General features: G+C 59.1%; 21 protein-coding genes and 4 pseudogenes. 12 read left to right on the forward strand and 13 right to left on the reverse strand.

Going from position 1 to position 24,661, the window contains the following annotated elements; translation table 11 throughout:
- Positions 1–147: 147 nt before the first annotated feature.
- Positions 148–972, forward strand: a complete 825-nt coding sequence (locus tag msub_RS10715; RefSeq protein WP_048496011.1) for a hypothetical protein — start codon at positions 148–150, stop codon at positions 970–972.
- A 34-nt stretch (positions 973–1,006) separates the two neighbouring features.
- On the opposite strand, the gene msub_RS10720 is transcribed toward msub_RS10715, so the two are convergent.
- On the reverse strand, positions 1,007–2,149 hold the full coding sequence (locus tag msub_RS10720) for an iron-containing alcohol dehydrogenase (protein WP_048496012.1): 1,143 nt from the start codon (positions 2,147–2,149) through the stop codon (positions 1,007–1,009).
- A 138-nt stretch (positions 2,150–2,287) separates the two neighbouring features.
- Between msub_RS10720 and msub_RS10725 the strand changes: the two genes are divergently transcribed.
- Positions 2,288–3,280, forward strand: a complete 993-nt coding sequence (locus tag msub_RS10725) for an MBL fold metallo-hydrolase (RefSeq protein ID WP_048496013.1) — start codon at positions 2,288–2,290, stop codon at positions 3,278–3,280.
- A 79-nt stretch (positions 3,281–3,359) separates the two neighbouring features.
- Here msub_RS10725 and msub_RS10730 read toward each other — a convergent pair whose 3' ends face one another.
- From msub_RS10730 to msub_RS10740, 3 genes and pseudogenes are all read right to left on the reverse strand, one after another.
- Positions 3,360–4,094, reverse strand: a complete 735-nt coding sequence (locus tag msub_RS10730) for a J domain-containing protein (protein WP_048497064.1) — start codon at positions 4,092–4,094, stop codon at positions 3,360–3,362.
- Positions 4,095–4,140: 46 nt separating this feature from the next.
- A pseudogene (locus msub_RS10735) lies at positions 4,141–4,837 on the reverse strand (VWA domain-containing protein).
- A 115-nt stretch (positions 4,838–4,952) separates the two neighbouring features.
- Positions 4,953–5,942, reverse strand: a complete 990-nt coding sequence (locus msub_RS10740) for an aldo/keto reductase (protein ID WP_048496014.1) — start codon at positions 5,940–5,942, stop codon at positions 4,953–4,955.
- Positions 5,943–5,990: 48 nt separating this feature from the next.
- Between msub_RS10740 and msub_RS10745 the strand changes: the two genes are divergently transcribed.
- Positions 5,991–7,019: a substrate-binding periplasmic protein gene (locus msub_RS10745; protein ID WP_082146459.1), complete on the forward strand. Its 1,029-nt coding sequence runs from the start codon at positions 5,991–5,993 to the stop codon at positions 7,017–7,019.
- A gap of 69 nt (positions 7,020–7,088) precedes the next feature.
- On the opposite strand, the pseudogene msub_RS10750 reads toward msub_RS10745, so the two are convergent.
- From msub_RS10750 to msub_RS10770, 5 genes and pseudogenes are all read right to left on the reverse strand, one after another.
- Positions 7,089–7,355 (reverse strand): annotated as a pseudogene (locus msub_RS10750) (zinc ribbon domain-containing protein YjdM); the annotation flags it as partial.
- Complete coding sequence (gene glsB, locus msub_RS10755) at positions 7,339–8,253, reverse strand: glutaminase B (RefSeq protein WP_048497065.1); 915 nt, start codon at positions 8,251–8,253, stop codon at positions 7,339–7,341. The pseudogene msub_RS10750 and the gene glsB, both read right to left, overlap by 17 nt.
- A 71-nt stretch (positions 8,254–8,324) precedes the next feature.
- A complete protein-coding gene (locus tag msub_RS10760; protein ID WP_048496017.1) occupies positions 8,325–9,794 on the reverse strand; it encodes an alanine/glycine:cation symporter family protein in 1,470 nt (489 codons plus the stop codon).
- 288 nt (positions 9,795–10,082) lie between these two features.
- Entirely contained in the window at positions 10,083–11,492 is a 1,410-nt protein-coding gene (locus msub_RS10765) for a sigma-54-dependent transcriptional regulator (RefSeq protein ID WP_048496018.1), read from the reverse strand.
- Positions 11,493–11,545: 53 nt separating this feature from the next.
- The gene (locus tag msub_RS10770) at positions 11,546–13,192 is read right to left on the reverse strand and encodes a transporter substrate-binding domain-containing protein (protein WP_197083814.1); all 1,647 of its coding nucleotides are present in this window, start codon (positions 13,190–13,192) and stop codon (positions 11,546–11,548) included.
- 819 nt (positions 13,193–14,011) lie between these two features.
- On the opposite strand from msub_RS10770, the gene glmS reads away from it, so the two are divergent.
- From glmS to msub_RS10800, 6 genes are read left to right on the forward strand one after another with little or no spacing between them, the layout of a single operon-like run.
- Complete coding sequence (gene glmS / locus msub_RS10775; RefSeq protein ID WP_048496020.1) at positions 14,012–14,470, forward strand: methylaspartate mutase subunit S; 459 nt, start codon at positions 14,012–14,014, stop codon at positions 14,468–14,470.
- Positions 14,467–15,852 carry a glutamate mutase L gene (locus tag msub_RS10780; protein WP_048496021.1) on the forward strand — a complete coding sequence of 462 codons (1,386 nt, stop codon included), beginning with the start codon at positions 14,467–14,469 and terminating at the stop codon, positions 15,850–15,852. Before glmS ends, msub_RS10780 begins: the two co-directional genes overlap by 4 nt.
- Positions 15,806–17,332 (forward strand): methylaspartate mutase subunit E, encoded by a 1,527-nt coding sequence (locus msub_RS10785; protein ID WP_227506703.1) that lies wholly within the window; start codon positions 15,806–15,808, stop codon positions 17,330–17,332. Before msub_RS10780 ends, msub_RS10785 begins: the two co-directional genes overlap by 47 nt.
- Before the next feature lie 33 nt (positions 17,333–17,365).
- Positions 17,366–18,622, forward strand: coding sequence for a methylaspartate ammonia-lyase (locus tag msub_RS10790; protein WP_048496023.1), 1,257 nt, complete (start codon positions 17,366–17,368; stop codon positions 18,620–18,622).
- Between the two features lie 3 nt (positions 18,623–18,625).
- Positions 18,626–19,816, forward strand: a complete 1,191-nt coding sequence (locus msub_RS10795; RefSeq protein ID WP_048496024.1) for a CaiB/BaiF CoA transferase family protein — start codon at positions 18,626–18,628, stop codon at positions 19,814–19,816.
- On the forward strand, positions 19,813–20,685 hold the full coding sequence (locus tag msub_RS10800) for an HpcH/HpaI aldolase/citrate lyase family protein (RefSeq protein WP_197083816.1): 873 nt from the start codon (positions 19,813–19,815) through the stop codon (positions 20,683–20,685). Before msub_RS10795 ends, msub_RS10800 begins: the two co-directional genes overlap by 4 nt.
- A 6-nt stretch (positions 20,686–20,691) precedes the next feature.
- Here the strand turns inward: msub_RS10800 and msub_RS10805 are convergent, their stop codons facing one another.
- Entirely contained in the window at positions 20,692–21,627 is a 936-nt protein-coding gene (locus tag msub_RS10805) for a LysR family transcriptional regulator (RefSeq protein ID WP_048496025.1), read from the reverse strand.
- Between the two features lie 153 nt (positions 21,628–21,780).
- Here msub_RS10805 and msub_RS10810 point away from each other — a divergent pair, with 153 nt between their 5' ends.
- Together msub_RS10810 and msub_RS22540 are read left to right on the forward strand one after the other, a co-directional pair.
- Complete coding sequence (locus msub_RS10810; RefSeq protein WP_048496026.1) at positions 21,781–22,170, forward strand: hypothetical protein; 390 nt, start codon at positions 21,781–21,783, stop codon at positions 22,168–22,170.
- 117 nt (positions 22,171–22,287) lie between these two features.
- Positions 22,288–22,584 (forward strand): annotated as a pseudogene (locus tag msub_RS22540) (ABC transporter substrate-binding protein); the annotation flags it as partial.
- Between the two features lie 58 nt (positions 22,585–22,642).
- Here msub_RS22540 and bla read toward each other — a convergent pair.
- The 3 genes and pseudogenes from bla to msub_RS10825 form a co-directional block, all read right to left on the reverse strand.
- Entirely contained in the window at positions 22,643–23,542 is a 900-nt protein-coding gene (bla, locus tag msub_RS10820; RefSeq protein ID WP_082146461.1) for a class A beta-lactamase, read from the reverse strand.
- Positions 23,543–23,620: 78 nt separating this feature from the next.
- Positions 23,621–23,707 (reverse strand): annotated as a pseudogene (locus msub_RS22160) (RidA family protein); the annotation flags it as partial.
- Positions 23,708–23,725: 18 nt separating this feature from the next.
- A complete protein-coding gene (locus tag msub_RS10825) occupies positions 23,726–24,205 on the reverse strand; it encodes an FKBP-type peptidyl-prolyl cis-trans isomerase (RefSeq protein WP_048496028.1) in 480 nt (159 codons plus the stop codon).
- A gap of 118 nt (positions 24,206–24,323) precedes the next feature.
- Between msub_RS10825 and msub_RS21545 the strand changes: the two genes are divergently transcribed.
- Positions 24,324–24,659 carry a hypothetical protein gene (locus tag msub_RS21545; protein WP_048496029.1) on the forward strand — a complete coding sequence of 112 codons (336 nt, stop codon included), beginning with the start codon at positions 24,324–24,326 and terminating at the stop codon, positions 24,657–24,659.
- Positions 24,660–24,661 lie beyond the last annotated feature (2 nt).

Raw genomic sequence — 24,661 nt, forward strand, 5'->3', positions numbered from 1 at the left:
ATATGCTTCACACACCCTCGACCTCAACCTGTAAACAAAAATTCCAAGCCGCTGAATCAAAACAAAAAATTAATCTTGGCTCTGATATTGCGGCATTACAGAAGACCGACAAACTACCTTACGGTTGTCGCGTCACGGAGGTGTGCAATGCTAAGAAGGACGCTGTACCCCGGTTTTGCAGCAATAACCCTATGCACCAGTCTAATTTTGAGCGCCTGCGGGGGCAGTTCGAGCAGCACCACTACCACCTCAGGTGGTGCCCCTACCACACTGAAAGCCGGTCTGTATGAGGCGAAAATACTGTACGTAAATGGCGCCCCTCCGAAAGCCGCGACCACTTATCTGAGCCCTACGGGAAATTTTGCCGCTGTTTTTGGAGGCAGCGCCGGGCTTACTCTTGGCAATCTCGCCTTTGCTAACATGAGGATCAGCGGGACTAGCCATGATTACCGCCAACTAGATCCTGGCCAGCCAGATCCTAAAGGCTTTTTTGAAGATAAGGGCGCCGAGCAAGGAGTCATAACCGGGACGATCACCTCTCAGGGGTCGGCTACCTTTTCGACCGCCGACGCTTCGGGCCAGGTGAATACCAACGTCACCTTGCAGCGAATAAACTCGCTCAGCGATCTGGGCATCTCTCTGGGCACAGCCTCCGGCACTTATGTCTCTAGAGAGGAGGGGCAGCCGGATGTATCCCTGACTGTGGATGGAAACGGCTCTTTGTACTCTGAGTACTACAAGCAGGCTACGGGTTGCGTCCTTCAAGGAACCGAAACCGTTTCAATCCCCGATACTTCGATTAATGTCTTCAACATCACCTACACGATGTCCAACTGCAACAACGATAACGTTAATCGCAATGGCGAGTACTCCGGCGTCGGATTTTTTGGCCCGACGCAAGATCAAAGAATGCAAATGGTTTTCGCAGCTGATAACGGAACGGTGGCCATGCGGTTCGATGGCGTCAAATAGATCCAGGCTGCACCAGCCTTTCAATCGAGTTTGATCAAAGCGACTGTCGCATGATGCTTTCTATGGCTTCGGTTGATAACTCAACCGGATTGGCCTTCACGGAGGAGGAGCTGGCTGCCGCCTGCGAGGCAGACATAATGTGATCTTCGGTCACACCAATCGACGCAAGCCCGGGCAAACCGTTCCGGGCAATCCACTCGCGAAAGCGTGGCAACGCCTGGTCCGGGGACGCCTCAAATACCTCAGCAATCCAGCCAATCACCTGCTCAATACGGGCCTTCTGGCCAGCGTCAACCACGCTATCCCGGTTTGCCGCAATTCCGGCCGGCAACAGGGCGCCGCAAATGGCGCCATGGGGCGCGCCACATAAACCGCCCAGCGGCCCGGCGATGCCATGCACGACACCCAGCCCCGAGTTGGCCAGCGCAAGCCCGCCAAACAGGCTTACCTGGGCCAGGGCGTCACGTGCCTGCCTGCTTTCACTCTCCATCAACTGCTTCAGGGCCAGAAGCCCCTTGGGAATCGCCTCTTTACATAACATGTCCGTGAACAGGTTTGCGCGCGACGAAAGGTAGGGCTCGATGACCTGGGTGATCGCATCCAGCCCGGAATGCAGGCTGACGTGCCTGGGGCAGTTGTCAGTAAGTGACGGGTCCACCAGAGCAAGGTCAGGCAGTAACTGGTTATCCCTCAGGCTTACCTTGCGACGGGCTTCCGGAATATCGATCACAGCGTTCCGGGTAACTTCGGCCCCGGTTCCCGACGTGGTGGGAACCAGGATCAGAGGCAGTCGCCTGGCGGCTAATGGCAGGCCGTCGCCGACCACCTCCAGATGCGCCATCAACTCGGTCTGCCCTGGCAGCATGGCCGCAAGTACCTTGGCTGAATCCATCACAGAGCCGCCGCCAATGCCAAGGACCAGGTCGACACCCAGTGATTTGCCCTGAGCAATAGCGGCAATCAATGTCTCCAGGTCCGGCTCCTTTCCAACCGACAGTGTCTGCACGATATCGACTGCCGTAAGCGACTCGAATACCCCAGCGAGCCTTGCGGGATTGCTGCCGTGCACAACCAGAACCCGGCCACCAAGGTTTGCGGCCCGTCTGTTAAGTTGGGCTATCTGACCCCGCCCGAATACAATCTCGGTGGGGGTGACCAAATTGAAAGCACCTGACATAGAACAATTACCCAGCGGATAGGAACAGATGCCCACTTTATTTCAAGCAGACACTCAAATCGAATTACGGTCAAAATCCGGCATGTCTACCCTGGTCGTGCAGCGATTCCGGCTCTACCCCGCTAGCGAGCCCCATTCATGACCATAGACCGTGAACGCCTTGCCGCCCTTGCGGCAGAACCTCATTTTTACCAGGGCAAGTATCGCAATCTGGAGCCGGTGCCCCGCCATGGCCTGGGGGATTTCCTTCGCTGGCAACTGGCTCCCCGCCGGCGTTTTCCGCCGGGTAAACGCTACACACTTCTGCGCCCGGATGGCCACTTGCTGGCGCACCCGCCATTAGTGCCGCAACTGGTCTGGCTCGGGCATGCGTCGTTCCTGTTCCAGTACCGCGGCCTGAACGTACTGACTGACCCGGTGTTGTCGGACCGAGCCAGCCCCTTCCGGTTGGTCGGGCCGAAGCGGTTTACGCCACCAGCCCTGACGGTCGAGGAAATGCCGCCTATCCACCTCGTACTGATATCCCACAATCACTACGACCATCTCGACGAAGCAACGGTGCGCCGGTTGCACCAACGTTTCGGGGACAACCTGCGCTTCTGTATTCCCATGGGCATGCGACGCTGGTTCGAAAAGCGCGGTATCCATAACCTGGTGGAACTGGACTGGTGGCAATCCGCGCCCCTGGCGGGCGATACCGAAGTGTTCTGCCTGCCAGCGCAGCACTTCAGCGGACGAACCCCTACCGACACCAACACCGCGCTCTGGTGCAGTTGGCTGCTGGAGATAGAGGGATTTCGGTTCTATTTCGGTGGGGACACAGGTTATGGGCAGGTTTTTCAAACGATTGGCGAGCTGTTCGCGCCTATTGATCTGGCGCTGCTACCCATCGGCGCCTACGACCCGCGCTGGTTCATGTCGCCGGTACACGTAGCACCGGAAGAGGCCGCCAGGATTCACCAGGATATTGGCGCCCGCCAGTCAGTCGCCATGCACTGGGGCACCTTCGTGCTCACCGATGAGCCCATGGACGAGCCTCCCCGGCGCCTGCGGCTGGCGCTGGAGAAACAGGGCATCAGTGAGTCGGATTTCCGGGTGATGCAACACGGGGAGGTGTGGTCGCCGCAATAATGAAGAGCAGTGACAGGCAGAATACTTAGCCCCTTTTATTCCCCTTAACCTTCCCCAGGGGCTCAGTTACAGAATCTACCTAAGACCCCAGCAGACATTCTTTGGCCTCATTGATACGCGCCGCCAGGTAGTTGCTGCCACCACGATCAGGATGAAGTTTCTGCATCATCCGTCGGTGGGCCTGGATAATATCTTCCCGGCTGGCACCGGGCGCCAATCCGAGGATATCCAGGGCTTCGCTTTCGGTCAGAGGGCCGCCGGCGCCCGCAGAACTGCCACGGTCGCCGGCGTTTCCAGTGTCCGTGTCAGCCTGGTCATCAGCACGCCAGGAATCCCCGAAACGACGATCAAGGTAAGTTTCCAGCAGCCTGGCAGAGTCCTCATCCTGCTCCCGACAATACCGCAGCAGCTCGATAAATTCGCTCTCGCTCAGATCTGCCAGTGCCCGGCCGGCCATGGGGCCCTTCAGGATCTCACCACTCATGGTTCCGGAGTCATGGTCCAGGCTCATCTTGAGAATGTCGCTGGAGACGTGGGACTGGTTGCCCGATGAGGCTGTCGCGTCGCCTTTGCCCAGCCCCGACGCGCCGCCCATCAGCAGAGCCGGCAATACCCGGCGCAGCAGTGGGAACAGCAGCACTAACAAGGCGAACACAAAGTGCAGACGGCCGGTAACGGCCAGCAGGGCCACCATTGTCACGCCAGCGCTCAATACCAGTTTGAGTATGGCGGCCTTGCGCTGGCTGGCCGGCTGGTTACGCACCCAGACCCACGCGACAACCGACAGGAAGATAACCAAAAGCGTTAATGGCACTGAGATACCCCGGGCTGGTTGGCCCATCAGTGGATTGTTACAAGCGCTAGCGGATCTGCCGGGTCAGGCGCTTGACCTCCGGGGAGTTGCGGCGGGAAAAATCCCGTAACGCCCGTGCGCCCCCGGAAGCATAGACCGCGACCGCGGCCATAAGATCCTTGAGAACCTGCGGGCTGTTGCGATCAAAGGGCGCGTAAGCGCCACCGGAGAGTTTGCTGACCTGCTGGAACACCGCTCTGGCATGGGCGTCTTCGCCCTCATGGAACATGAACACGGGGGTTCTCAACATGCCCAGTTCTCCGGCGGTATGACAAAGCTCATCCACCGGCTCTTCGCAGCAGTCTCCGATAAACACCACTGCCTTGACGGGTTTTGCGCGGGTTTCTCTCACCGCGTGGGCCAGCACCCGGCTGATCTGGGTGCGACCACCGAGGCAGGAAACGCCGTTCATCAGCTTCAGCAGTTGGCCGGTCCCGGTGACAAACCCCGTGGCTTTGAACTCGCCGAAACCGCGATAGTAACAAAGCTGAATGGCCAGCCCGCCCATATCCCGGGTCGCCACAAACAGCTCACTCTGCAAGTGGCAGGCCTGATCCCAGGTCGCCTCGCGGCTTGCGGTCGCCCTCCAGCGCGAAAATCAGCCGCCCCTGCCCGCCGCCATGTTTGGGCAGGGTGCGAACCTCGTTAATAAACTGATCGATCGCCTGTTTGTCGGATCGGTTGCGTAGCTCTTTGTCGGACATGGCCCCCTGAAACCGCCTGAATTCGCCAGTGATTCAGTAAAAGCTTAGGGCAAAGCCAACGTAATTCACAGGAGCCGGCCAGAGCAACATATCCCGACTTGAGCCTGACCACACATTACCGAGTCGGAGGCGCCATAAACTCGGGCCCGACGGGATCGTCAATGTACCTGTCCAGGATGTCATCAATGGCGGCCATTGCCTCCTTATCGAGCGACCAGCCTTCGATGTCATCCACTGGATCCAGCTGTTCCGGCCTTCTCGCACCCCAGAGCGCGGTGGTAACACCGGGCTGATCCACCAGCCAACGAAGCGCCAGCGCCAGTACATTTTTCTGATAGCGCTCTTTGGCAAATGCATCCAGCTCAGCCACCGCATTCAGGTATTGGCGATAACGATCACCCTGGAACTTCGGATCGTTCTTGCGCAGATCGTCACCGGTGAACTGCGTATCTTCCCGCATCTTGCCGGTCAGCAGGCCGCGGCAAAGCCCACCATAGGTAATGGTGGCAATGCCGTTTTCCCGGCAGTACGGAAGGATTTCCTGCTCGATATCCCGTTCGAACAGGTTATACGGGGGCTGCAAGCTGTGCAGCGGCACACTCTTCTGCAACTCGTCCATTTGTGAGGGTGTAAAGTTGCTCACACCAATGGCCCGGATTTTCCCGGCCTGATAGAGCTTTTCCAGCGCCCGGGCAGTTTCTTCCATGGGCGTCTTCGGATCCGGCCAATGAACCTGGTAAATGTCGATCCTGTCCGTCTGAAGGCGTTTCAGGGAATCCTCGATCTCACGCTCTATGCGCGAGGCAGTGGAATCCCGCCAGACTTTGTCGTGATCGTCGCTCCAGTTAAGAGCCACCTTGGTGGCCAGGGCAACCTTATCCCGCCGGCCATTGGCAAGGGCTTTGCCCACAATCTCCTCGGAGCGCCCGAAGCCATACACCGGCGCCGTATCGATCAGACCAATGCCTTTGTCGATAGCCCTGTGGATGGTATCGATGGACCGGGCTTCGTCCGTTCCGCCCCACATCCAGCCACCAATGGCCCAGGTGCCGAGCCCGACAGGGGTTACCTGAATGTCCGTGTTTCCGAATGTTCGCTTATCCATGCTTTCTCCCGTTGCCTTGAAAATTATCTGGAAAATTCAGCTCAGTGAATGTTTCGTACTAATAGACATGCGAGGGTGGGCGCGAGATTTCAACCCCAGGAGTCTCATGCGCTGCGTTCAACGCGTTCGGCATTGGATAACCAAAAAGGCGTTCGCACTTTCGTTCTGTTACAGACATTTATTTTCCGGCTCGATATTCTGAAGCAGCATGGGCACAGGCCGTTACGATACGATGGCTGGCGGGTTTCCGGGATAAAGGGTTTGCGAATGGTTTGGAACTACCGTTTCAGTGGAACGATTCTCGCGGGAATGCTGCTAATCAGCGGGCTTTCCAGCGCCCATGCCTGGGGCGAACCGATCACTGTCGTGACCGAGCACTCGCCTCCCGGTGAATACTTCGATGAAAATGGCCGTGTAACCGGCCCTACCGCCGAACTTGTCCGTGAATTGATGCACCGTGCCGGCGTGCCGGGTGACATTACTCTGCTTCCATGGGCCCGGGGCTTTATGCTGGCCCGGAGAGGACCCAATATTGCATTGTTTGAAACCACGCGATCAGAAATACGGGAACACCAGTTCAAGTGGGTTGGTCCAATCAAACGCATCACTGGCGGTCTTTTTGTCCGTCGCCAGGATGATATTTCAATAGAGACATTGGACGACGCGCGCGCCCTTGATGGCATCTGCGCTTATCGCGGCAGTTCCGGCGGACAATCACTGGAAGCTCGGGGCTTTACTAATCTGGAGCAACCCACCCTGTCGGAGCAGTGTCTGGAAATGCTGATGCACGGTCGTGTCGATGCCTGGATGACCAGCGACATTGCCCGTTTGCCGATATTTGCCGAAACGGGTTATTCAGAGGACGAAGTCAGACTGGCCTATGCCACCTCGACGAAATATCTGTACATTGCGATGTCCCTGGATACGCCGGATGCGACTGTCAATCTTTGGCAAGCAACCCTTGACCAGATGAAACTGGATGGCACGCTTGCACAGTATTACCGGGGCATCTACCCCGATGAAATGATCGAAGCACTCAGCCAGCCGGGACATCCCGATATTCCCTGGCTGGACTAGGGCAAAGCCCGCCTCGTGCGATGCCAGCCGAGAAAACTATCCAGAAAATAAACCAGTCCCGGTTGTTCATCAAACCTTCTTCACAAACTCCGACGTCAGCTTCATGGCGCCTATGCTGTCGATCTTACAATCGATGTCATGGTCGCCACCTACCGGGCGAATGTTTTTCACCTTGGTGCCAACCTTGACCACCGAACTGGAACCCTTGATTTTCAGATCTTTGATCACGGAAACGGTGTCGCCATCCTGCAGCTCGTTGCCGTTAGCATCACGAATCACGCTCGCCGCTTCTGCGGCGGCCGCCTCAGCTTCGATCCACTCATGCGCACGCTGAGGATACAGCGAGGCTTTCCGACAGCAGCTCCAATGCATACTGGGCCACCACCGAATTGCCGTTATCGTCGAGCGCTGGCGACCAGGCGCAGACGGAGAACTGGCCCGGCACTATCGCCACAATGCCACCACCGACACCACTCTTGGCCGGCAGGCCAACACGGTAGGCAAACTCGCCGGCAGCGTCATACATGCCGGAGGTGAACAGCAGCGAGTTGATCCTGCGTGCCAACTCCGCTTCCACGAACTGCTCGCCCGCCTGGCGGGAATAGCCATCTGCTGCCAGGTAATTCAGTGCCACCGCCAGATCGACACAGTTCATGCTTAACGAGCAGCAAGCGAAATAGGTGTGGAGCACATCGTCAACTTCGTTATTAATGTTGCCGAATGCCTTCGTTAAATAAGCCATCGCGGCGTTCCGCGAACGGTGTTTCCATTCCGAGGCCAAGACGTCACGGTCGATCAGTATGGACGAATTGCCAGACAGACGCCTCGCTGTGTCCTGGATGACCTGTACCGGCGTCGCGAAAGCGCTGACCAAAGAGTCGGCGACAACAATAGCTCCAGCATTGATGAATGGGTTGCGCGGTTTGCCGCATTCCGCCTCAAGCTGTATCAGGGAGTTGAACGGCATGCCGGAAGGGTTGAGCCCGACCCTCTCCCAAAGTGTGTTACCGAAGACTCGCAGCGACAGGGTCAGCAGGAATACCTTCGATATACTCTGCACCGAGAACGGCTCCCGGGCATCGCCAGCGGCGTAAACGCGACCGTCGTTGGTACAGATCGCGATACCAAACCGGTTCGCGTCCTGTTTTGACAGCGCCGGAATATAGCTTGCAACCTTCCCCTGGCCGAGCCGTGTACTTGCCTGGTGGCGGATTCCTTCCAGCCACTCCTGCACACCTTCGACAGTCGTCGATGAAACACCCGGGCGCGAAGACCCCTTCACGCCCGGGTAATGCGCCAGCAGATTCATCGTGTCGCTGCGGCACTTTCAGCAACGAACCGGCCGGTCCCTTGACGATCTTCAGGTTCGATCTCCCAGGCGGTCGCATCGATGTTGAGATCCACAAAGTTGGCGGCATCGAACACTGGCCGCGGGATACCGGCCTCAACCTGATCGTCAAAGTCGCGCAGGATCCTCAGCCCAGGCCGCATCAACATAATCAATGCAAGCAGGTTCGCCAGTGCCAGCAATCCCATCGTCACGTCTGCAAATCCGAATACAGTACTGAGATCCGTCGTCGCACCCCAGCCACACAGGACAATAACTGCAACGCGGAAGGCGTTGAACAGCATATGATTTCCTTCACTAAAGAAGTTGAGGCTGTTCTCGCCCAGGTAGTAGTTGTAAATAATGGTGCTGAAACCGAAAAGCATTAATGCAATGCTGACGAATTCGCGCCCCCATTCACCGACATGAGTGGCCAGTGATGCCTGGGTAAGGGCCACCCCGCCGACATCGGTACCCAGAGTCGGGTCATAGGCGGTACCCAGCAGGATAATCAGTGCGGTGCAGGTACACAGCACAAGGGTATCGATAAACACCGAGAGCGCCTGCACGCCACCCTGGTTTACCGGGTGCGGCACATAGGCTACGGCGGCGACATTTGGCGCGCTGCCAAGCCCTGCTTCGTTCGAGAACAGGCCCCGCTTCACCCCCATCAGTATGGCGGCGCCAATACCACCGCCAACTGCAGGCTCAAGGCCGAACGCACTCTTGACGATCAGCGCCAGCATGGTCGGCACTTGCTCGAGATTCATCGCCAGCACCACCACCGCGATCGCCAGATAGCCAAATGCCATAACGGGCACCAGTACCTCAGCCGTTCGGGCGATGCGTTTGACACCGCCAAATATGATGACCCCGACAGCAATCGCCATCGCGATTCCGGTGTAGATCACGGGAACCCCGAAAGCATCCTCAAACGACGTCGCAACGGAGTAGGACTGCAGTGCGGTGAAACCGAATCCGAAGGTCACCAGCAGCAGAAATGAATAGACAACCGCCAGCCACTTCCAGTTCCGCCCCAGCCCGCGTGAGATGTAGTACGCAGGACCGCCGCGATAAGTACCATCCGGCTCGGCCGTCTTGTAGGCCTGGGCAAGCGTACACTCCAGGAAACTGGTGGCCATACCCATCAGGCCCACGACCCACATCCAGAATATGGCACCGGGCCCACCGAGGGTGATGGCGACTGCCACACCCGCGATATTGCCGCCACCGACCCGGCCGGCAACGGACAGCAGCAACGCCTGGAACGAGCTCAGGTGGCCGTGCTTGTCACGGCTGAACGCCTGGCCCGCACCAAAAATACGGAACATTCGGCCGAAGTAACGGAACTGTACAAAGCGTGATGCGACGGTAAAACCAATACCGACCGCGATCAGCATTGCGATCAGGAGCTTGCCCCAAAGAAAGTCGTTGAGTAGTTCCAGCATCGGGAACCTCCACGTTTGTTGTTGTGAGTGTGTGGCGCCCATCCAACGACAGCGCCGCCACGACTAGAGCAAGCACTGCGCCAATCCTTCGGAATTCTCCTAACCACTTGTTGCAAAAGGATAAATAAGGGATTTAATGCGGAAGCCGTGTAGGCGGAAGGGATATAACCTGAAGCGCAAGGGGGCAGGTAATATCAGGATTAATCTTTAAATATCCGTTAGATACAAGATAAAAACGAGGTTATAGCTGTCCAAAAGGTTATAGGGGTTCAAACGGCCCTATGACACTCAGGACTGCAGTTTTTTCATTCGCTTGCTCAACGCAGGCTGGGAAATGTCCAGCAGTCGAGATGCAATGGACTGATTGCCGTCGGCACGCCTCATTGCCTCCTGCACCAGCAAATCCGCCACATCACGCAGCGCCGGCAATGGTTCATCGGCGATGAAAACAGAGCGGTGCTCGACAGGCGCGCGGGTGGTTTCCGAACCACTGAAATCGATGGCCCGCTTGAACACAGACATCGACAGCATGCGGGAGCGATGGACGCCCACGGCGTCATACACCATGGCACGCAACTCCCGCACGTTCCCGGGGAAGTCGTAGTTGGACAAAAGTACCGGCAGCTCCGCAGGTACGACCGGTCTGGTTTTCCCCATCTCCTCGGCAGCCTTGGCGAGAAAGTGCTCCAGCAACAACGGTATATCCTGCTTGCGGTGCCTTAACGGCGGTATCCGTACATGGTGGGTGCGCAGGCGGTAGTATAGGTCCTTGCGGAATTCCCCTGCTGCCTGCTTCGTTGCCAGGTCCTGATGGGTGGCAACCAGCACCCTGGCCCGTAGCTGTTTTGGCCGGTCGCTACCCAGGGGATAGTATTCCCCCTCCTGCAGTAGCCGCAGAAGCTTCACCTGGGACGCCATACTAAGATCACCAATCTCGTCGAGGAACAGGGTTCCCTCAGCGGCCTGCTCGATCATGCCGGCGCGCGCCGTCTCGGCCCCGGTAAAGGCACCACGCTGGTGGCCAAACAGCGTATCGGCGAACATGTTGTCATCAAGCCCGGCGACATTGACACAAACCAATGATCCCGGGCGTTTGCTCAGGGTATGTGTAGCGCGAGCGATCAGCTCCTTGCCAGTCCCGCTTTCGCCGCAGACCAGGATCGGCTCGCGGCTCACCGCGACCGATTCCAGATACTGGAACACCGACCGCATGCCCTTATCCCCCGTGACAATAGGCGCAAACACCTCGGGATGATCCAGAGTGTCGTTGAGGACATGCCGGCGTAGCGCCTGGTTTTCCTGCCGCAACTCCTGCAGCCGGATAGCCCGCTTGATACCTTCGATCAACCGGTCCTGCTCGTCAGTTTTGACGAAATAATCGAAAGCGCCGAGCTTGATGCAGTTGACGGCTGTTTCTACCTGATTCAGTCCGCTGATGACGATCACCCCAACCTCCGGGTGTTCCTCAACAATCTGATGCAGCAGTTCCTCACCACCAACGTGCGGCATGGTCAGATCAAGTGTGACAAGACCGATATTCTCCCGCGCCAGTATCCCCATCACGTCACGGCTATCCTGACAGCGGTGAAGATGGGTGATACCACCGCTGCGTTCCAGCGCAATCCCGAGACTTCGCAGGAACGAGGGCTCGTCGTCCACCAGCAACACACCAAACGTGGGGTACAGGCTCTTCGTCATCGAACGTGGCTCCGGTCTCGTCTGCGAATATTCACGGGGTTTTGTTGGCATTCTCAATCAGTCTGTCGTGCGGGCTGCAGTGCTGGCAGGGCCAGCCGAACGGTGGTTCCCTCGCCCACTTTGGAATCGAAGGTCAGCCGCCCCCGGTGTTCATTCACGATACCGGCCGACACCGACAGCCCGAGCCCCGTACCGCCACTCTCGCGTTTGGTGGTAAAAAACGGATCGGTCAGACGGCCGATGACGTCGGGGTCCATACCACAGCCCTGATCCCTGACCTCCAGCAATACCTGGGGCCGCCCCATTTTATCAGTGTCAGTATAGGTTCTTAGAAATATACCCTGCTGCGGGTTTTCCAGCGCCTGGCAGGCATTCACGATAAGGTTGATCACTACCTGCTCGATCCGCTGGACGTTGCCCCTGACAGCCGGAAGATCGGCACCGTATTCAACCTCGAAATGCCAGGTTGCTTTGCGGATTGAGGTGTCCACCAAGCGGATTGCCGTCACAACGACTGCGTTGAAATCCGGGATCTCGCTCAGGTCCTTACTGCCATGGCGAGAGAAGTCCTTGAGGTCGCCAACAATGCGTTTGATACGGCGGCTGCCTTCCAGCATTTCCTCGAGCATAAGGGGAATCTCATCCCGCATACGCGAGTACTCGAGACCTCCAAGCATGAAGTCTCCATGCTCGCGATAGTGAGCATCCAGTATGTCCAGGCAATCCGCGTAGGCCTCCTGCAACACCGGCAGGTTAAGCAGCAGGAGGCTGCTTGGATTGTTGATCTCATGGGCCACACCGGAAACCAGGACACCCAGCGACGCCATCTTGTCGGCCTGGATCAGTTGCTGCTGATGCTCACGTAAAGACCTGGAACGGCTGTCCACTTCCCGCTGTAATGTCCGGTTCCAGATCACAATACTGCCCAGAACCAACAGCAGTGTACCAGACACCGCCGCGCCGACCTGGCCGATCAGCTTCCATGGAATACTGCCAGCCTCTTTAAGCGGCCCCAGCCACTTGTCGTAAATCTCCTGATAACGGCCGGTATTCTTGAGAATCGCCAGCCCCTCGGAAAACTGGGCCAGCAGGTCGGACTGGCCGTTCCGGACAGCGTAGCCGTATGACAACGAGAAGGGTCTCGCCACTGGCACAATGTTAGTCAATCCCAGTTGCCGAGTCAGGTAGAGCGCCGGCAGGTTGGCAACCAGCGCATAGTCTCCCTTTCCGGAAGACAGCAAGCGCAGCGCATCGGCATGGGTATCGACGGGAATCAGCTTGGCGCCGACCTGATGCTCAATCAGGTAATCCTCCATGATGTCACCGCGCTGCACCACGACCTCCTTGTCCTTCAGGCCGCTCACATCAACAACCGGATCGCCACGTCGGGCAAAGATTGATTGATGCACAATCGCATGGGGTGGGGAGAAGTCGAAGACCTTGGCGCGCTCATCGGAATACGACATCCCCTGAAGCACATCAATCTCGCCGTCGACAAGCTTTTTACGCATCTCGGACCACTCGCCAAGTTCGATCTTGACGTTAATCCCCATGACCTCGGCAATCGCCCGGGTCAGCTCAACATTGTAGCCAGCGGGCTCGCCGTTCTCGTCGATATACTCATAGGGAGGATGATAGTGGTCTCCGCCCACAATGACCTGCAACTTGCTGCGCTCAGGCGGGGCTGCCTCAATCGACAATGGGGTCACCACACACAACAGTATTGCCAGCAATTGCGGCCACCGTATGGCGGCCCGATCTGTCAAGAATAGCTGTACTGATTTCATTGCCGGTGTCAGCCCCGTGGATGAAAAGGCGCCGGGTGGGCTCAGGGAACGTTACTTTACGCAATGGAAATCGGTAAATGCAATTTCCGGGTTCTGAGTTTGCCGGGATGGTGGGGTTATTTCCCTTGGGAAAAGAACTCGCTGCGCTCAGACACCTTTTCCTGGCGGGAAATAACCCCACCACCCCACTCTTAGGGGCCAAACAGGTTTCTCTTGAGTGTTGCAGGGTCTGGCTTCGCTTTGTCTGAAAAGCCGGATGTACAAACAAGCTTGCAGGCAACCCCAGGTAAAACCAGGGAAAATAGTTGCGACAACTGGAGGTTCATAAGGGTATGGGGGTGGTTTAGATTTTGGACAGGTAAAGGTGTCTGAGCGCAGCGAGTTCTTTTCCAGCCCAAAATCTAAACCACCCCCGTGCCCCTCCACCGAACCAACCAGTCCTACCCAATACCCGCCACCCGCACCAAAAGAGTACTCCCACAAAATTCAGGGAATGCCGGGCATTAGACGAATTGATGAGTTGACCCAACTTCCGTTTATCCCCTCGACTTTCTGCCAACAAAATCAGTGCATTGCATCAGACTGGGCTGATCTGCCTCATTACCAGTAAGAAATAATTACCTTTTGATAATTGCAAATAAATCTTTCTTACCTATTATTGTTTCCCAACGTTACTCCACCGCAGCCCGAGTGGCTGCCTCTATCACTTAAGCAGGGAGAATGGGAGCTAAGATGAACGCCGCAGCAAAGCACTACAAGGTCGTCCTGGGTGTGATTGGGTCTGATTGTCACGCCGTTGGGAACAAGATCATCACCAGCGTGTTGGAACAGGAAGGCATCGCCGTCGTCAATCTCGGGGTAATGGTCAGCCAGGACGAGTTCATCGACACCGCCATTGAGACAGGGGCCGATGCCATCCTGGTCTCTTCCATCTATGGCCACGGTGAGATTGACTGCGCGGGTTTTCGTGGCCGCTGCATCGAGCGTGGTGTGGGCGACATCCTGCTTTACGTAGGGGGCAACCTGGTCATCGGAAAACGCCCTTTCAGCGAGGTCGAGGCCCTGTTTCGCGATATGGGATTCGATCGCGTCTGTTCACCCCGCTCTGATTTGGTCGACATTGCCGCAACCCTGAAGGACGACATCCTCGAGCGGCGGTATGCCGGGGAGCCAATGCGGATAACGGCATGATTATCACCGCTATCGATATCGGTTCAACCTGGACCAAGGGCGCTGCGTTCCAGTTGGATGCCAACGAAACGCTGCGGTTGCTTGCCCGTGAAGCGCGGCCCACCACGGTCCATAACCTGGCGGAAGGTTTTTTCCAGGTGCGCGATGCGCTGGACCAGCAAGCCGGCTCCGGCACCCTGGTGTATTCCTCCTCCGCCAAGGGCGGGCTGGCGGTGGCCGCCCTTGGCCTGGTGCCCGACATCACTTCCGAGATGGCCAAGATTGCGGCCTATTCGGCGGGCGCCCGGTTGAGCCAGGTCTATTCCTATCGCCTGACCCGTGCCGACATCCTGGCACTGGAGCAAAACCCACCGGATATCCTGTTATTCGCCGGGGGCACCGATGGCGGCAATGCCGACTACCTGTTGGCGAACGCCGACGCCCTGGCCAGGTCCAGCCTGGACTGCCCCATTGTCTATGCCGGTAACCGCTCGGTGCGCGACGAGCTGGCGGAACGGTTGCAGGGCCGGGACGTGCGTTTCGTCGACAACCTGCTGCCCGAGATCGGCCGCCCCAATCCGGAACCGGCACGGGCCGCGCTGCGAGACCTGTTCCTGGACCGGATCGTTACCGGCAAAGGCCTGGATCGCATCGTTGCCGCTACCGGCGTCGAGCCTGTACCAACCCCTTACGCGGTCTATGAATTCGCCCGGCTGTTAAAGGCCCATCAGCCCGATTGGGACGAGTTCATGCTGATCGACCTGGGTGGCGCGACCACGGACGTCTACTCCTGCCACGCTGAGCAACCCGTTGCCGGCACCGTGCACCGTGGCCTGCCGGAACCGCCCCTGAAGCGCACCGTCGAGGGCGACCTGGGCATGCGGGTTTCCGCCGGGGCAGCGGCCGTGTCGGGCCGGGCGTTAATTGACGAAGGGCTGGGACGTGCGCCGGAGCGGCTGGACGCCTTTGCCGGGCACGTGGAAAGGATCTCCGCCAATCCGGGGATGCTGCCGGATGACGCCACCAGCCAGCAATTCGACGCCGTACTTGCCGGCGCCTGCCTGGCCGAGGCCTGCAGCCGCCATGCCGGCCGCATGCATGAAGTCAGCACCGTCGATGGATTGGTCAACGTGCAGACCGGCCGGGACCTGAGAGGTGTCAAGCGCATCATCGGTTCGGGCGGTTACTTGGCCAGCGAGCCGCAGTTCGACCCCAACCCCTGGCTGCAACGGGTACGGTTGGACGAGCGCAGCCACCAGATACTGGCGCCCCAGTCCGTCCAGTACTACCGCGACGAGCACTACCTGGTTCCGTTGCTGGCCAACGCCGCCCGCCATTGTCCAGAGGCGGCGGCCCATGCTGCCGGCGTTCTCCTGCAACCTGTCACTCACCAAGCCTCCTGAACCGAGACCGACGCCCATGCCCTTTGATGCCACGTTACCACTGGAAAACAAAGCCTTGTCCCGCGACGCCTTCGAGCAGGAACGGGAACAGACCCTGGGTGGCTGGCCCACCGGCGCGGACGTCAACTTTGAGGAGGGGGTGCGCTATCAGCTCGACCTGCCTCCCGAGAAGCGCTTCTCGGAGGCGATGCGCAAGGCGGACGAGACAGGCGCGACCCTGCTGCAGCCACGGGCCGGGGTGGCGCTGCTGCAGGAACAGATCGAACTGCTCACCGGCTTGCAGGATGTGTGCGATGTATTGCCGACCACCATTGATGCGTACACCCGCCACAACCGGTATCAGGAGGCCGATGTCGGTATCGCCCGCTCCAGGGAGGCCGGGCGTTCCCTGATGAACGGCTTCCCCGCGGTCAACCACGGCCTCCGGGGCTGCCGCGAACTGGTCGAGGCCCTGAGCAAACCGGTGCAGGTACGCCACGGCACGCCGGATGCCCGCCTGTTGGCGGAGATCACCCTGGCGGCCGGCTTCACCAGCTACGAAGGTGGTGGTATCTGCTACAACATCCCCTACGCCAAGAGCGTGCCGCTGGCACGAAGCATTCGCCACTGGCAATACTGCGATCGCCTGGTCGGTCTCTACGAAGAGGCCGGGGTGCGCATCAACCGCGAACCCTTCGGGCCGCTGACAGGCACCCTGGTGCCACCGTTCGTGTCCCACTGCGTGATGATCCTGGAAGGCCTGCTGGCGCTGGAACAGGGGGTGCGCTGCATCACCCTCGGTTACGGCCAGGCCGGCAACCTGGTACAGGACATCGCCGCGATCCGTTCCCTGCGGGAACTGGGGGAGGAATTTTTCAGTGCCGCCGGCTATGAGGGCTACCAGCTGTCGACGGTGTTTCACCAGTGGATGGGGGGGTTCCCGGAAGAGGAATCCAAGGCCTATGGGGTGATCTGCCTGGGTGCGGCGGCGGCTTCACTGGCCGGCGCTACCAAGGTCATTGTAAAGACCCCACACGAGGCGGAGGGAGTGCCGACCCTGGCCGCCAACCGGGACGGCCTGAAAGCCACCCGCCAGATGATCAACATGTTGAGCGAGCAGGTCAAACCCACCAGCGCCGAGATCGAACTGGAAACCGATATGATCAAGCGGGAAGTTCGCGCCGTGTTGTCCAAGGTGTTCGAGCTGGGTGAAGGCAATATTGCCGTTGGCACGGTGCGGGCGTTCGAGTCCGGGGTCATGGACATTCCCTTCGCCCCGGCGCAGGCCAACGCCGGCGTGCTGATGCCGGTGCGGGACGACCATGGCGCCCTGCGCGTGCTGGAGAAGGGCAATTCACCGCTGCCGGACGACGTGCTCGCCTTCCACCGCGACAAGATCGACGAACGCGCCCGCTCCGAAGGGCGCGAAGCCAGCTTCAAGATGGTGGTTGACGATGTGAACGCCATCTCCGACGGTCGCCTGGTCGGCCGGCCCAAATAATTCGATAACCGTACGACGGGAACGCTTAGCGATATGAAAATCAAGAATGCCTATTTCGTCGGGGGCCTGTCCTCTTTCTATTTCGACGACCAGCAGGCCATCAAGGACGGCGCCGGCCTGGACGGTTTCACTTACCAGGGGGCGGCGGTGACTTCCGGCTTCCAGGCCATCCGCCAGGCCGGCGAGTGCGTGTCCGTCATGCTGGAGCTGGATGACGGCAGCATCGCCCTTGGCGACTGTGCGGCGGTGCAGTATTCCGGCGCCGCCGGGCGTGATCCCCTGTTCCGGGCGGACGCCTTCGTGCCGTTTATGGAAACCCACCTGCGCCCTCTCCTGACAGGAATGGACGTCCGCCGTTTCGATGTCAACGCCCGCTATATAGACGGCCTGGTTATTGATGGCAAACCGCTTCACACCGCCATTCGTTACGGTGTTTCCCAGGCGTTGCTGGATGCCGCGGCCCTCGCAAGGCGTTGCCTGAAAACCGAAGTGATCTGTCGTGAATACGAACTCCCGGTGGTGGCGGAGGCGGTGCCGCTGTTCGGCCAAAGCGGCGACGACCGCTATGGTGCGGTCGACAAGATGGTGCTGAAAAAAGCCGACGTCCTGCCCCACGGCCTGATCAATAACATTCCGGACAAGCTGGGTGACCAGGGCGGCCGCCTGATCGAATACGTTGACTGGCTGGTGCACCGCATACGGCACCTGAGCCAGGGCAATGATTACCGGCCGGATCTGCACATCGACGTCTACGGTACCGTGGGGATGATCTTCAACCAGGACCCGACGCTGATCGCGGATTACCTGGCCCGGCTCGGTGACGTGGCCGGGGAGCTTCCCCTCTGTATCGAAGGGCCGGTGGACGCGGGTGGCAAGGGCGCCCAGATTGAAGCCCTGGGTGGCATCCGCCAGCGGCTTGATGCCCTTGGCGCCAACATCCGTATCGTCGCGGACGAATGGTGCAACACCTACCAGGACGTGGTCGATTTCGCCGATGCCCAATGCTGCCACATGGTGCAGATCAAAACGCCCGACCTGGGCAGCGTCCACAACGTGGTCGACGCCGTGCTCCACTGCAACCGCAGGGGCGTCCAGGCCTACCAGGGCGGAACCTGCAACGAGACTGACATTTCCGCCCGCACCTGCGTACACCTGGCCCTTGCCGCCCGCCCGATGCGCATGCTGGTCAAGCCCGGCATGGGTTTCGACGAAGGCATGACCGTGGTGGGCAATGAGATGCATCGCAGTGTTGCCCTGCTGAAAACCCGGCAACACCCGGAAAGAGGATAAGACATGATTAACGAACACCCTGACAACAACCGTTCGCCCCAGCCCTACGAGGGCCTGTTGGTGGTCACCATCGAGCAGGCCGTGGCGGCACCGCTGTGTTCCTGCCATTTTGCCGAAGGCGGGGCGCGGGTGATCAAGATCGAACGCAGCGGTGGCGATTTCGCACGCAAGTACGACAGTGTGGTGAAGGGGGAATCCTCCTATTTCGTGTGGGCGAACCACGGCAAGGAATCCCTGCAACTGGACATCAAGGACCCGAACGACGCCAGCCTGTTGCACAACATCCTGGCCAGGGCCGACGTCTTTATCCAGAACCTGGCTCCCGGCGCCATCGGCCGTGCCGGTTTCGACACCGACGAACTGCGCGCCCGCTATCCCCGACTGATCACCTGCGACATCAGTGGCTATGGTGAGAGCGGCGACTACCGCGACATGAAAGCCTACGACTTCCTGGTGCAGTGTGAGAGTGGCCTGGTGGCCATCAACGGCTCCCCCAAGGGCCATGGCCGCATTGGCGTATCCATCTGTGACATCGGCGCCGGTATGAACGCGATCATCGGCATCCAGCGGGCGCTGTTTCAGCGCGAGCGCAGCGGCCTGGGCTCGGGAGTGAAGGTTTCGCTGTTCGACACCGCGGCGGACTGGATGACAGTACCGCTGATGCATACGGTCTATGGTGGTAAGGCGCCGCAACGGGTGGGCCTGCACCATCCGTCCATCGCCCCCTATGGCGGCTATGAGACCCGGGATGGGGAGATATTGGCGATTTCCATCCAGAACGAACGGGAGTGGCTGCGCTTCTGCAGCGAGGTGCTGCAACAGCCAGAGGTAGCGACCGACGAACGCTTCAACCAGGCCGAGGCGCGGGTACGCAACCGCGCCGAACTGGACACCTACATCGAGGCGGTGTTCTCAGCCCGCACGCGCCAGGAACTGGAGCAGACCCTGAAGAGCGCCGACATCGCCTACGGCGCGGTCAACTCGGTGGAAACCTTCGCGCAGCACCCCCAGCTGCGCTACCGTTCGGTCACCTTGCCGGACGGCGCCGAGGCTGAACTGGTCGCACCGCCGATCCGTACCTCGGATGACGCCGGGACTAACAGCTACCGCCCGGTACCAGCGTTCGGCCAGCACAGTCATATCATCCGTGAGGAGTTCGCGGAGCAGCCATCATTCCGGAGAGCCACGTCATGATGAGCCCGTTACCGGAAAAACTGCCACGGTGGCGTTCCGTGCTGTTCGTGCCGGCCCAGGTCAAACGCTACGTTGACGCCGCCCACACCCGGGGTGCGGACGCCGTCCAACTGGACCTGGAAGACAGCGTTCCACCGGATGGCAAGGAAGCCGCTCGGGCCGGGCTCGGTGCGGCCATCGCGCAGATTGGTGAACACCCGGTGGACGTTCTGGTCCGTATCAACCGCGACCTGCGCAACACAGTCCGGGACCTGGAGTGCGCCGTTGTCGCCGGGGTGTCGGCCATTTCCCTGCCCAAAGTGCAGGGCGCCGACCACCTGAGGCTGATCGACGAGCTGATGACCGAACTGGAGCGGGAGCGCAGCCTGCCGGTTGGCGGTATCCGGCTGATCGCCATGGTGGAAACGCTGGACGCGCTGGCTGGCATGGTGGACATCGCCCGTGCCTGCCCTCGCCTGGCTGGCCTGACCCTGGGCAGCGAAGACCTCAGTGCCGACGGCGGTTTCGAACCCACCCCGGACAACCTGTTCCACCCTTGCCAGCGGCTGGTATTCGCTGCTAAGGCGGCAGGTCTACAGGCCTATGGCTTTCCGGGCAGCATTGCGGAGTTTGGGGACTTGGACGCTTATCGCCAGCAGGTACAGCAGGGCCGGTCGATGGGCTTTGAAGGTTCCTACTGCATCCACCCCAAGCAGGTCGACATACTCAACCAGGTGTTCCAGCCTACCGCAGAGGAAGTCGCCCAGGCCCAGCGGGTGCTGGCGGCCTATGAGGTGGCAATGGCCGAGAACCGGGGCGCGGCCACCCTGGATGGCAAGATGATTGACCTGCCAGTGGTGCAGCGGGCACGGATGGTACTGGGCCGTTAGCAGTCCTCAATAACCGCTGCCAAAGAACTCGGCCATAAACGCCGGCCCTTCGCTTTCCACGAACTGCTTGAACTGGGCAGCGGCCGAACTCAGTTCCTTGTCCTTCAAGTGGACCACGTACCAGGTGCGCAGCTCCGGCATGCCCTGGACGTCCAGCTCGACCAGGCGGCCAGTGAGCAGTTCCAGGTGGAAGGTGTGCTTGGAAATGACCGCCAGGCCCATGTTGGCCATGACCGCCTGCTTGATGTTCTCGTTGCTGGACATTTCCTGGATGCGGGGCATGTCCAGGCCCCTGTCCTCGAAGAAATGCTCCAGCACCATGCGGGTGCCAGACCCGGACTCCCGTGCCAGGAAGGTTTCTCCGGTCAGTTGCCCGGGCTCAATCCCCCGGCTCTCCGCCAGCGGGTGGTTGGGGCTGGCAATAATGACATAGGGGTGCTTGGCAAAGGGCGCCACGTCTACTTCGATCCGGTGGGGCGTTCGGCCCATCAAGGCCAGGTCGACCTGTTCATTTTCCAGCAGGTCAATCACATTGCGCCGGTTGGCGATACTGATGTCCAGCTTCGCCTCCGGGTGATCGGCCTGGAACTTGGCCACCAGGTGAGGCCCGAAATTGCGCGACGTGGTCACCATGGCCACCTTCACCGTGCGGCGCTCCACCCCTTGCAGTTCCTGTATGGCTTCGCTGGCTTCTTTCAGTGTCTGAGTGATACGCCGGGCATAGGGCACCAGTTTTTCGCCGGCCACAGTGAGCACTATATGGCGGCCCTTCTTCTCGAACAGGGCGGCGCCCAACTCCTCCCCCAGGCTACCCATCTGCATCGATACCGCCGGCGGTGTCAGTTCGAGGATCTCAGCCGCACGCAGGAAGCTGAGTGTCTCCGCCGCCACCAGGAAGATCTGGAGTTGGCGCAGGGTAACCTTGTGGAGTTTGTCTTGCATTTGCTCTATCCGTATTCGTGCGCCTACAGCGGTGCGGGAATGTTACCACTTTCGGGGAAAACCCGGGAAGGCGTCTGCAACGGCGCCTTCCCCTAAAAATTGTTATGATATAACATTTCACTCACCTGTTATTCAGCGTGAATCCATTTCAACATGATCAAACGATTTACACTGTATTTGCTGACCGCACTACTCATCACCCCGATCATCACTCCGGCGGCATTCGCCCAGCCCACGCCGGCCAACACCCTTTCAATCCAGGCGGCGTTCGAATTCTTAAGCCTGGATCCTTCACGAAGTGGTTATGTGTTCACCCGCATGCAGGTGCTGGAAACCCTGTTGAATGTCGATGCCTCGGGGCGGCTCACTGACGGGCTGGCGAGTGAATGGCGGATACGTGAACAAGGCAGGGCCTGGGAACTGACCCTGCGGCCGGGGGTTAAATTTCACAATGGCAGCGGCCAAACCCGGCCCACTCCAGAAGGTGCCACTCAACAACATCTCAGCCACCGGCGACAACACCATCCTGATAAAACTGGATAGCCCTTACCGGCCACTCTGGGCAATTCTCGCGCATTATTCCACCGCCATACTGGCGGCCAGCGCGTTCGACGACAACAAGCAGGTGGTGGAACTGGTGGGCACCGGGCGGAAGCCCGGGTGCTGCAGGCCCGCAGCGGCCAGGCGGATATCGTCTTTGGCCTTGATCCCGCGGCCGTTCCCATGCTCAAGCGTTTGCCGAACTTGGAGATTATCAGTAGCGACCTGCCCCGCTCGCTGGTCCTCAAACTCAACCTCGGTCATCCGTTCCTCAAGGACAAGGCAACCCGCCAGGCCCTGAGCCTGGGTATCAACCGCAAAGGCATTGCCACTGCCATCCTCCACAGCCCGGACTCGGCCAGTGGGCAGCTCCTTCCGCCGTACATGAGTGACTGGTACCTGGAGGACGTTTCTGCCCAACAGGATACAGAGGAAGCCGCACGCCTGCTGGAAGCAGAGGGCTGGAAGTCGCAACTCAGACTTTCGAAGCCATTGCCCCTATCATGGCAATCACATCGTCCCGCTGCTCTTTTGATGCCTTGGGTCCGAAGGTATAGGCAACCGCAACTACGGCGCCACGATCAGCAGGCCAGGCGATGCCAATGTCGTTGGCATTGCCTACTCCGTTAGTCCCCGTTTTTTCCCCAATCAACCACGAAGAGGGCATGCCTGCACGCAGCCGGGCATCCCCCGTCTTACCCTCTATCATCCATGCGGCGAGCTGATGCCGTGAGGAAGGCGAAAGTGCCTCTCCAAGCAGTAGCCGCTGCAACGTTTTCATCATCGCCAGCGGCGTCGTGGTGTCTCTTTTATCGCCCTCATGATCGTGCTCATTGAGCTCTGGTTCGTAACGATCCAGCCGGGTGACATCGTCACCAATGGAACGCAGGAAGGCAGTGACCGCTTCGGGCCCACCAACGAAGCGCACCAAGACATTCGCGGCGGCGTTGTCGCTCCATGCCACCACTGCCTGGCATAGCTCAGCAACGGTCATCCCCGGCTCTCCCAGATGTTTTTCCGTAATCGGTGTCCAGCCCCCAAGGTCCGATTCACTCACTACAAGGCGGAGATCAAGCGCAGCGTCACCGCGGTCTACCTGCGCCAGCACCGCCGCCGCGATGAAGAGCTTGCCGGTGCTGTTGAAAAGGAACCGCTCATCGCCTCGATGGCTGGCGACTGCACCCGTGGAGCAGTTCATCAATGCCACACCCAGCCGACCTCCATATTGGCTCTCAAGCTGCCGTAGTTGGTTTGAGATGTCCTTCGACGTATCTCGCGAAGGTGGTGCACCAGCGAAAGCGGGAACCGGAAGAGCAATGGCAGCACTGGCTGCCGTCATTGATGCAAGAATCTGGCGGCGTGAGAACGTCGACATAGAGTTACCTGAAGTAGGTTATCGGGACTGGGAACGTTGCCAGAGGCAATGGTAACGACATACCACGATCGCTCCTGATTACTCGGGTAATTTTGCAATGACTTTGATTTCGAAATCAAAGACCACCAGCCATGCCACGCCGACTGCCTTACAGTTCGGGTAAGGCTCACTGATGCAAATCCTTCAGTGATGCCCACCCGGCCCATGCACGTGGCCGTGCGCCAACTCTTCCGGATCGGCGGCGCGCACGTCAATGATTTCGATATCGAAGGTCAGGGTTCTACCGGCCATCGGATGGTTGGTGTCGACATCGGCAAACTTGTGACCAACCTTGGTCACAACCACATGGCGCGGGCCCTGCTCGGTTTGCACCTGGGCGATCATGCCCGGTTTCCAGCGTTTGGCCCCCATCAAATGTTTGATCGGTACACGCTGCACGGCATCGGCCTTGCGCGGTCCGTAGGCTTTATCCGGAGTGACGGTGGCGCTGAACGTATCGCCGGGTTCACGACCTTCCAGAGCTTCCTCCAAGCCTCGGATAATACCACCGTGGCCATGCAGATAGGCGTTCGGCTCACCGCCACGGGAGTCTTCAACAACGTTGCCTTGCTCATCACGCACACTGTAGTGAAACAAGACCACCTGATTCTTTTCGATTGGCATAGGGTTCTCTGCGACGATTGAGGGTAAAAGGTACGCCATTATAACCAGCTTCGACCTTGACTCTCATTACACCTCAGCCGTGCCAATAAGCCTTACTGCGCTCATCCATCGGAAAGAAATGCTCGATCCGCAAATTCTGAGCGGTAACATCCAGGGGCGTACCGATGGTTGCAATGGTGGAAAAGATTCTGAGCTATTGATCCCCCAGATTCAGGGTAAAAGGAATCGCCGGGTAATCCAGGTGTTCCACCACGTGGCAGGCGATATTCTGCCAGTCGCCCACGAAGGGTTTGATAACAGGCGCTTGGTTCCGGCCAAGTCCGTTTACAGCATCTGTGCTAAATGCAGAACCATGCCTTTGCTGGGCTGGCTGCGGCCAGTTTCCAGAAAACGGATGTGCTTTGACGACACCTCGCATGCAAGGGCGAAACCCAACGACAAGGTGGCCGGTTGAAG

The sequence above is a fragment of the Marinobacter subterrani genome, from assembly GCF_001045555.1.
GTDB lineage: Bacteria > Pseudomonadota > Gammaproteobacteria > Pseudomonadales > Oleiphilaceae > Marinobacter > Marinobacter subterrani.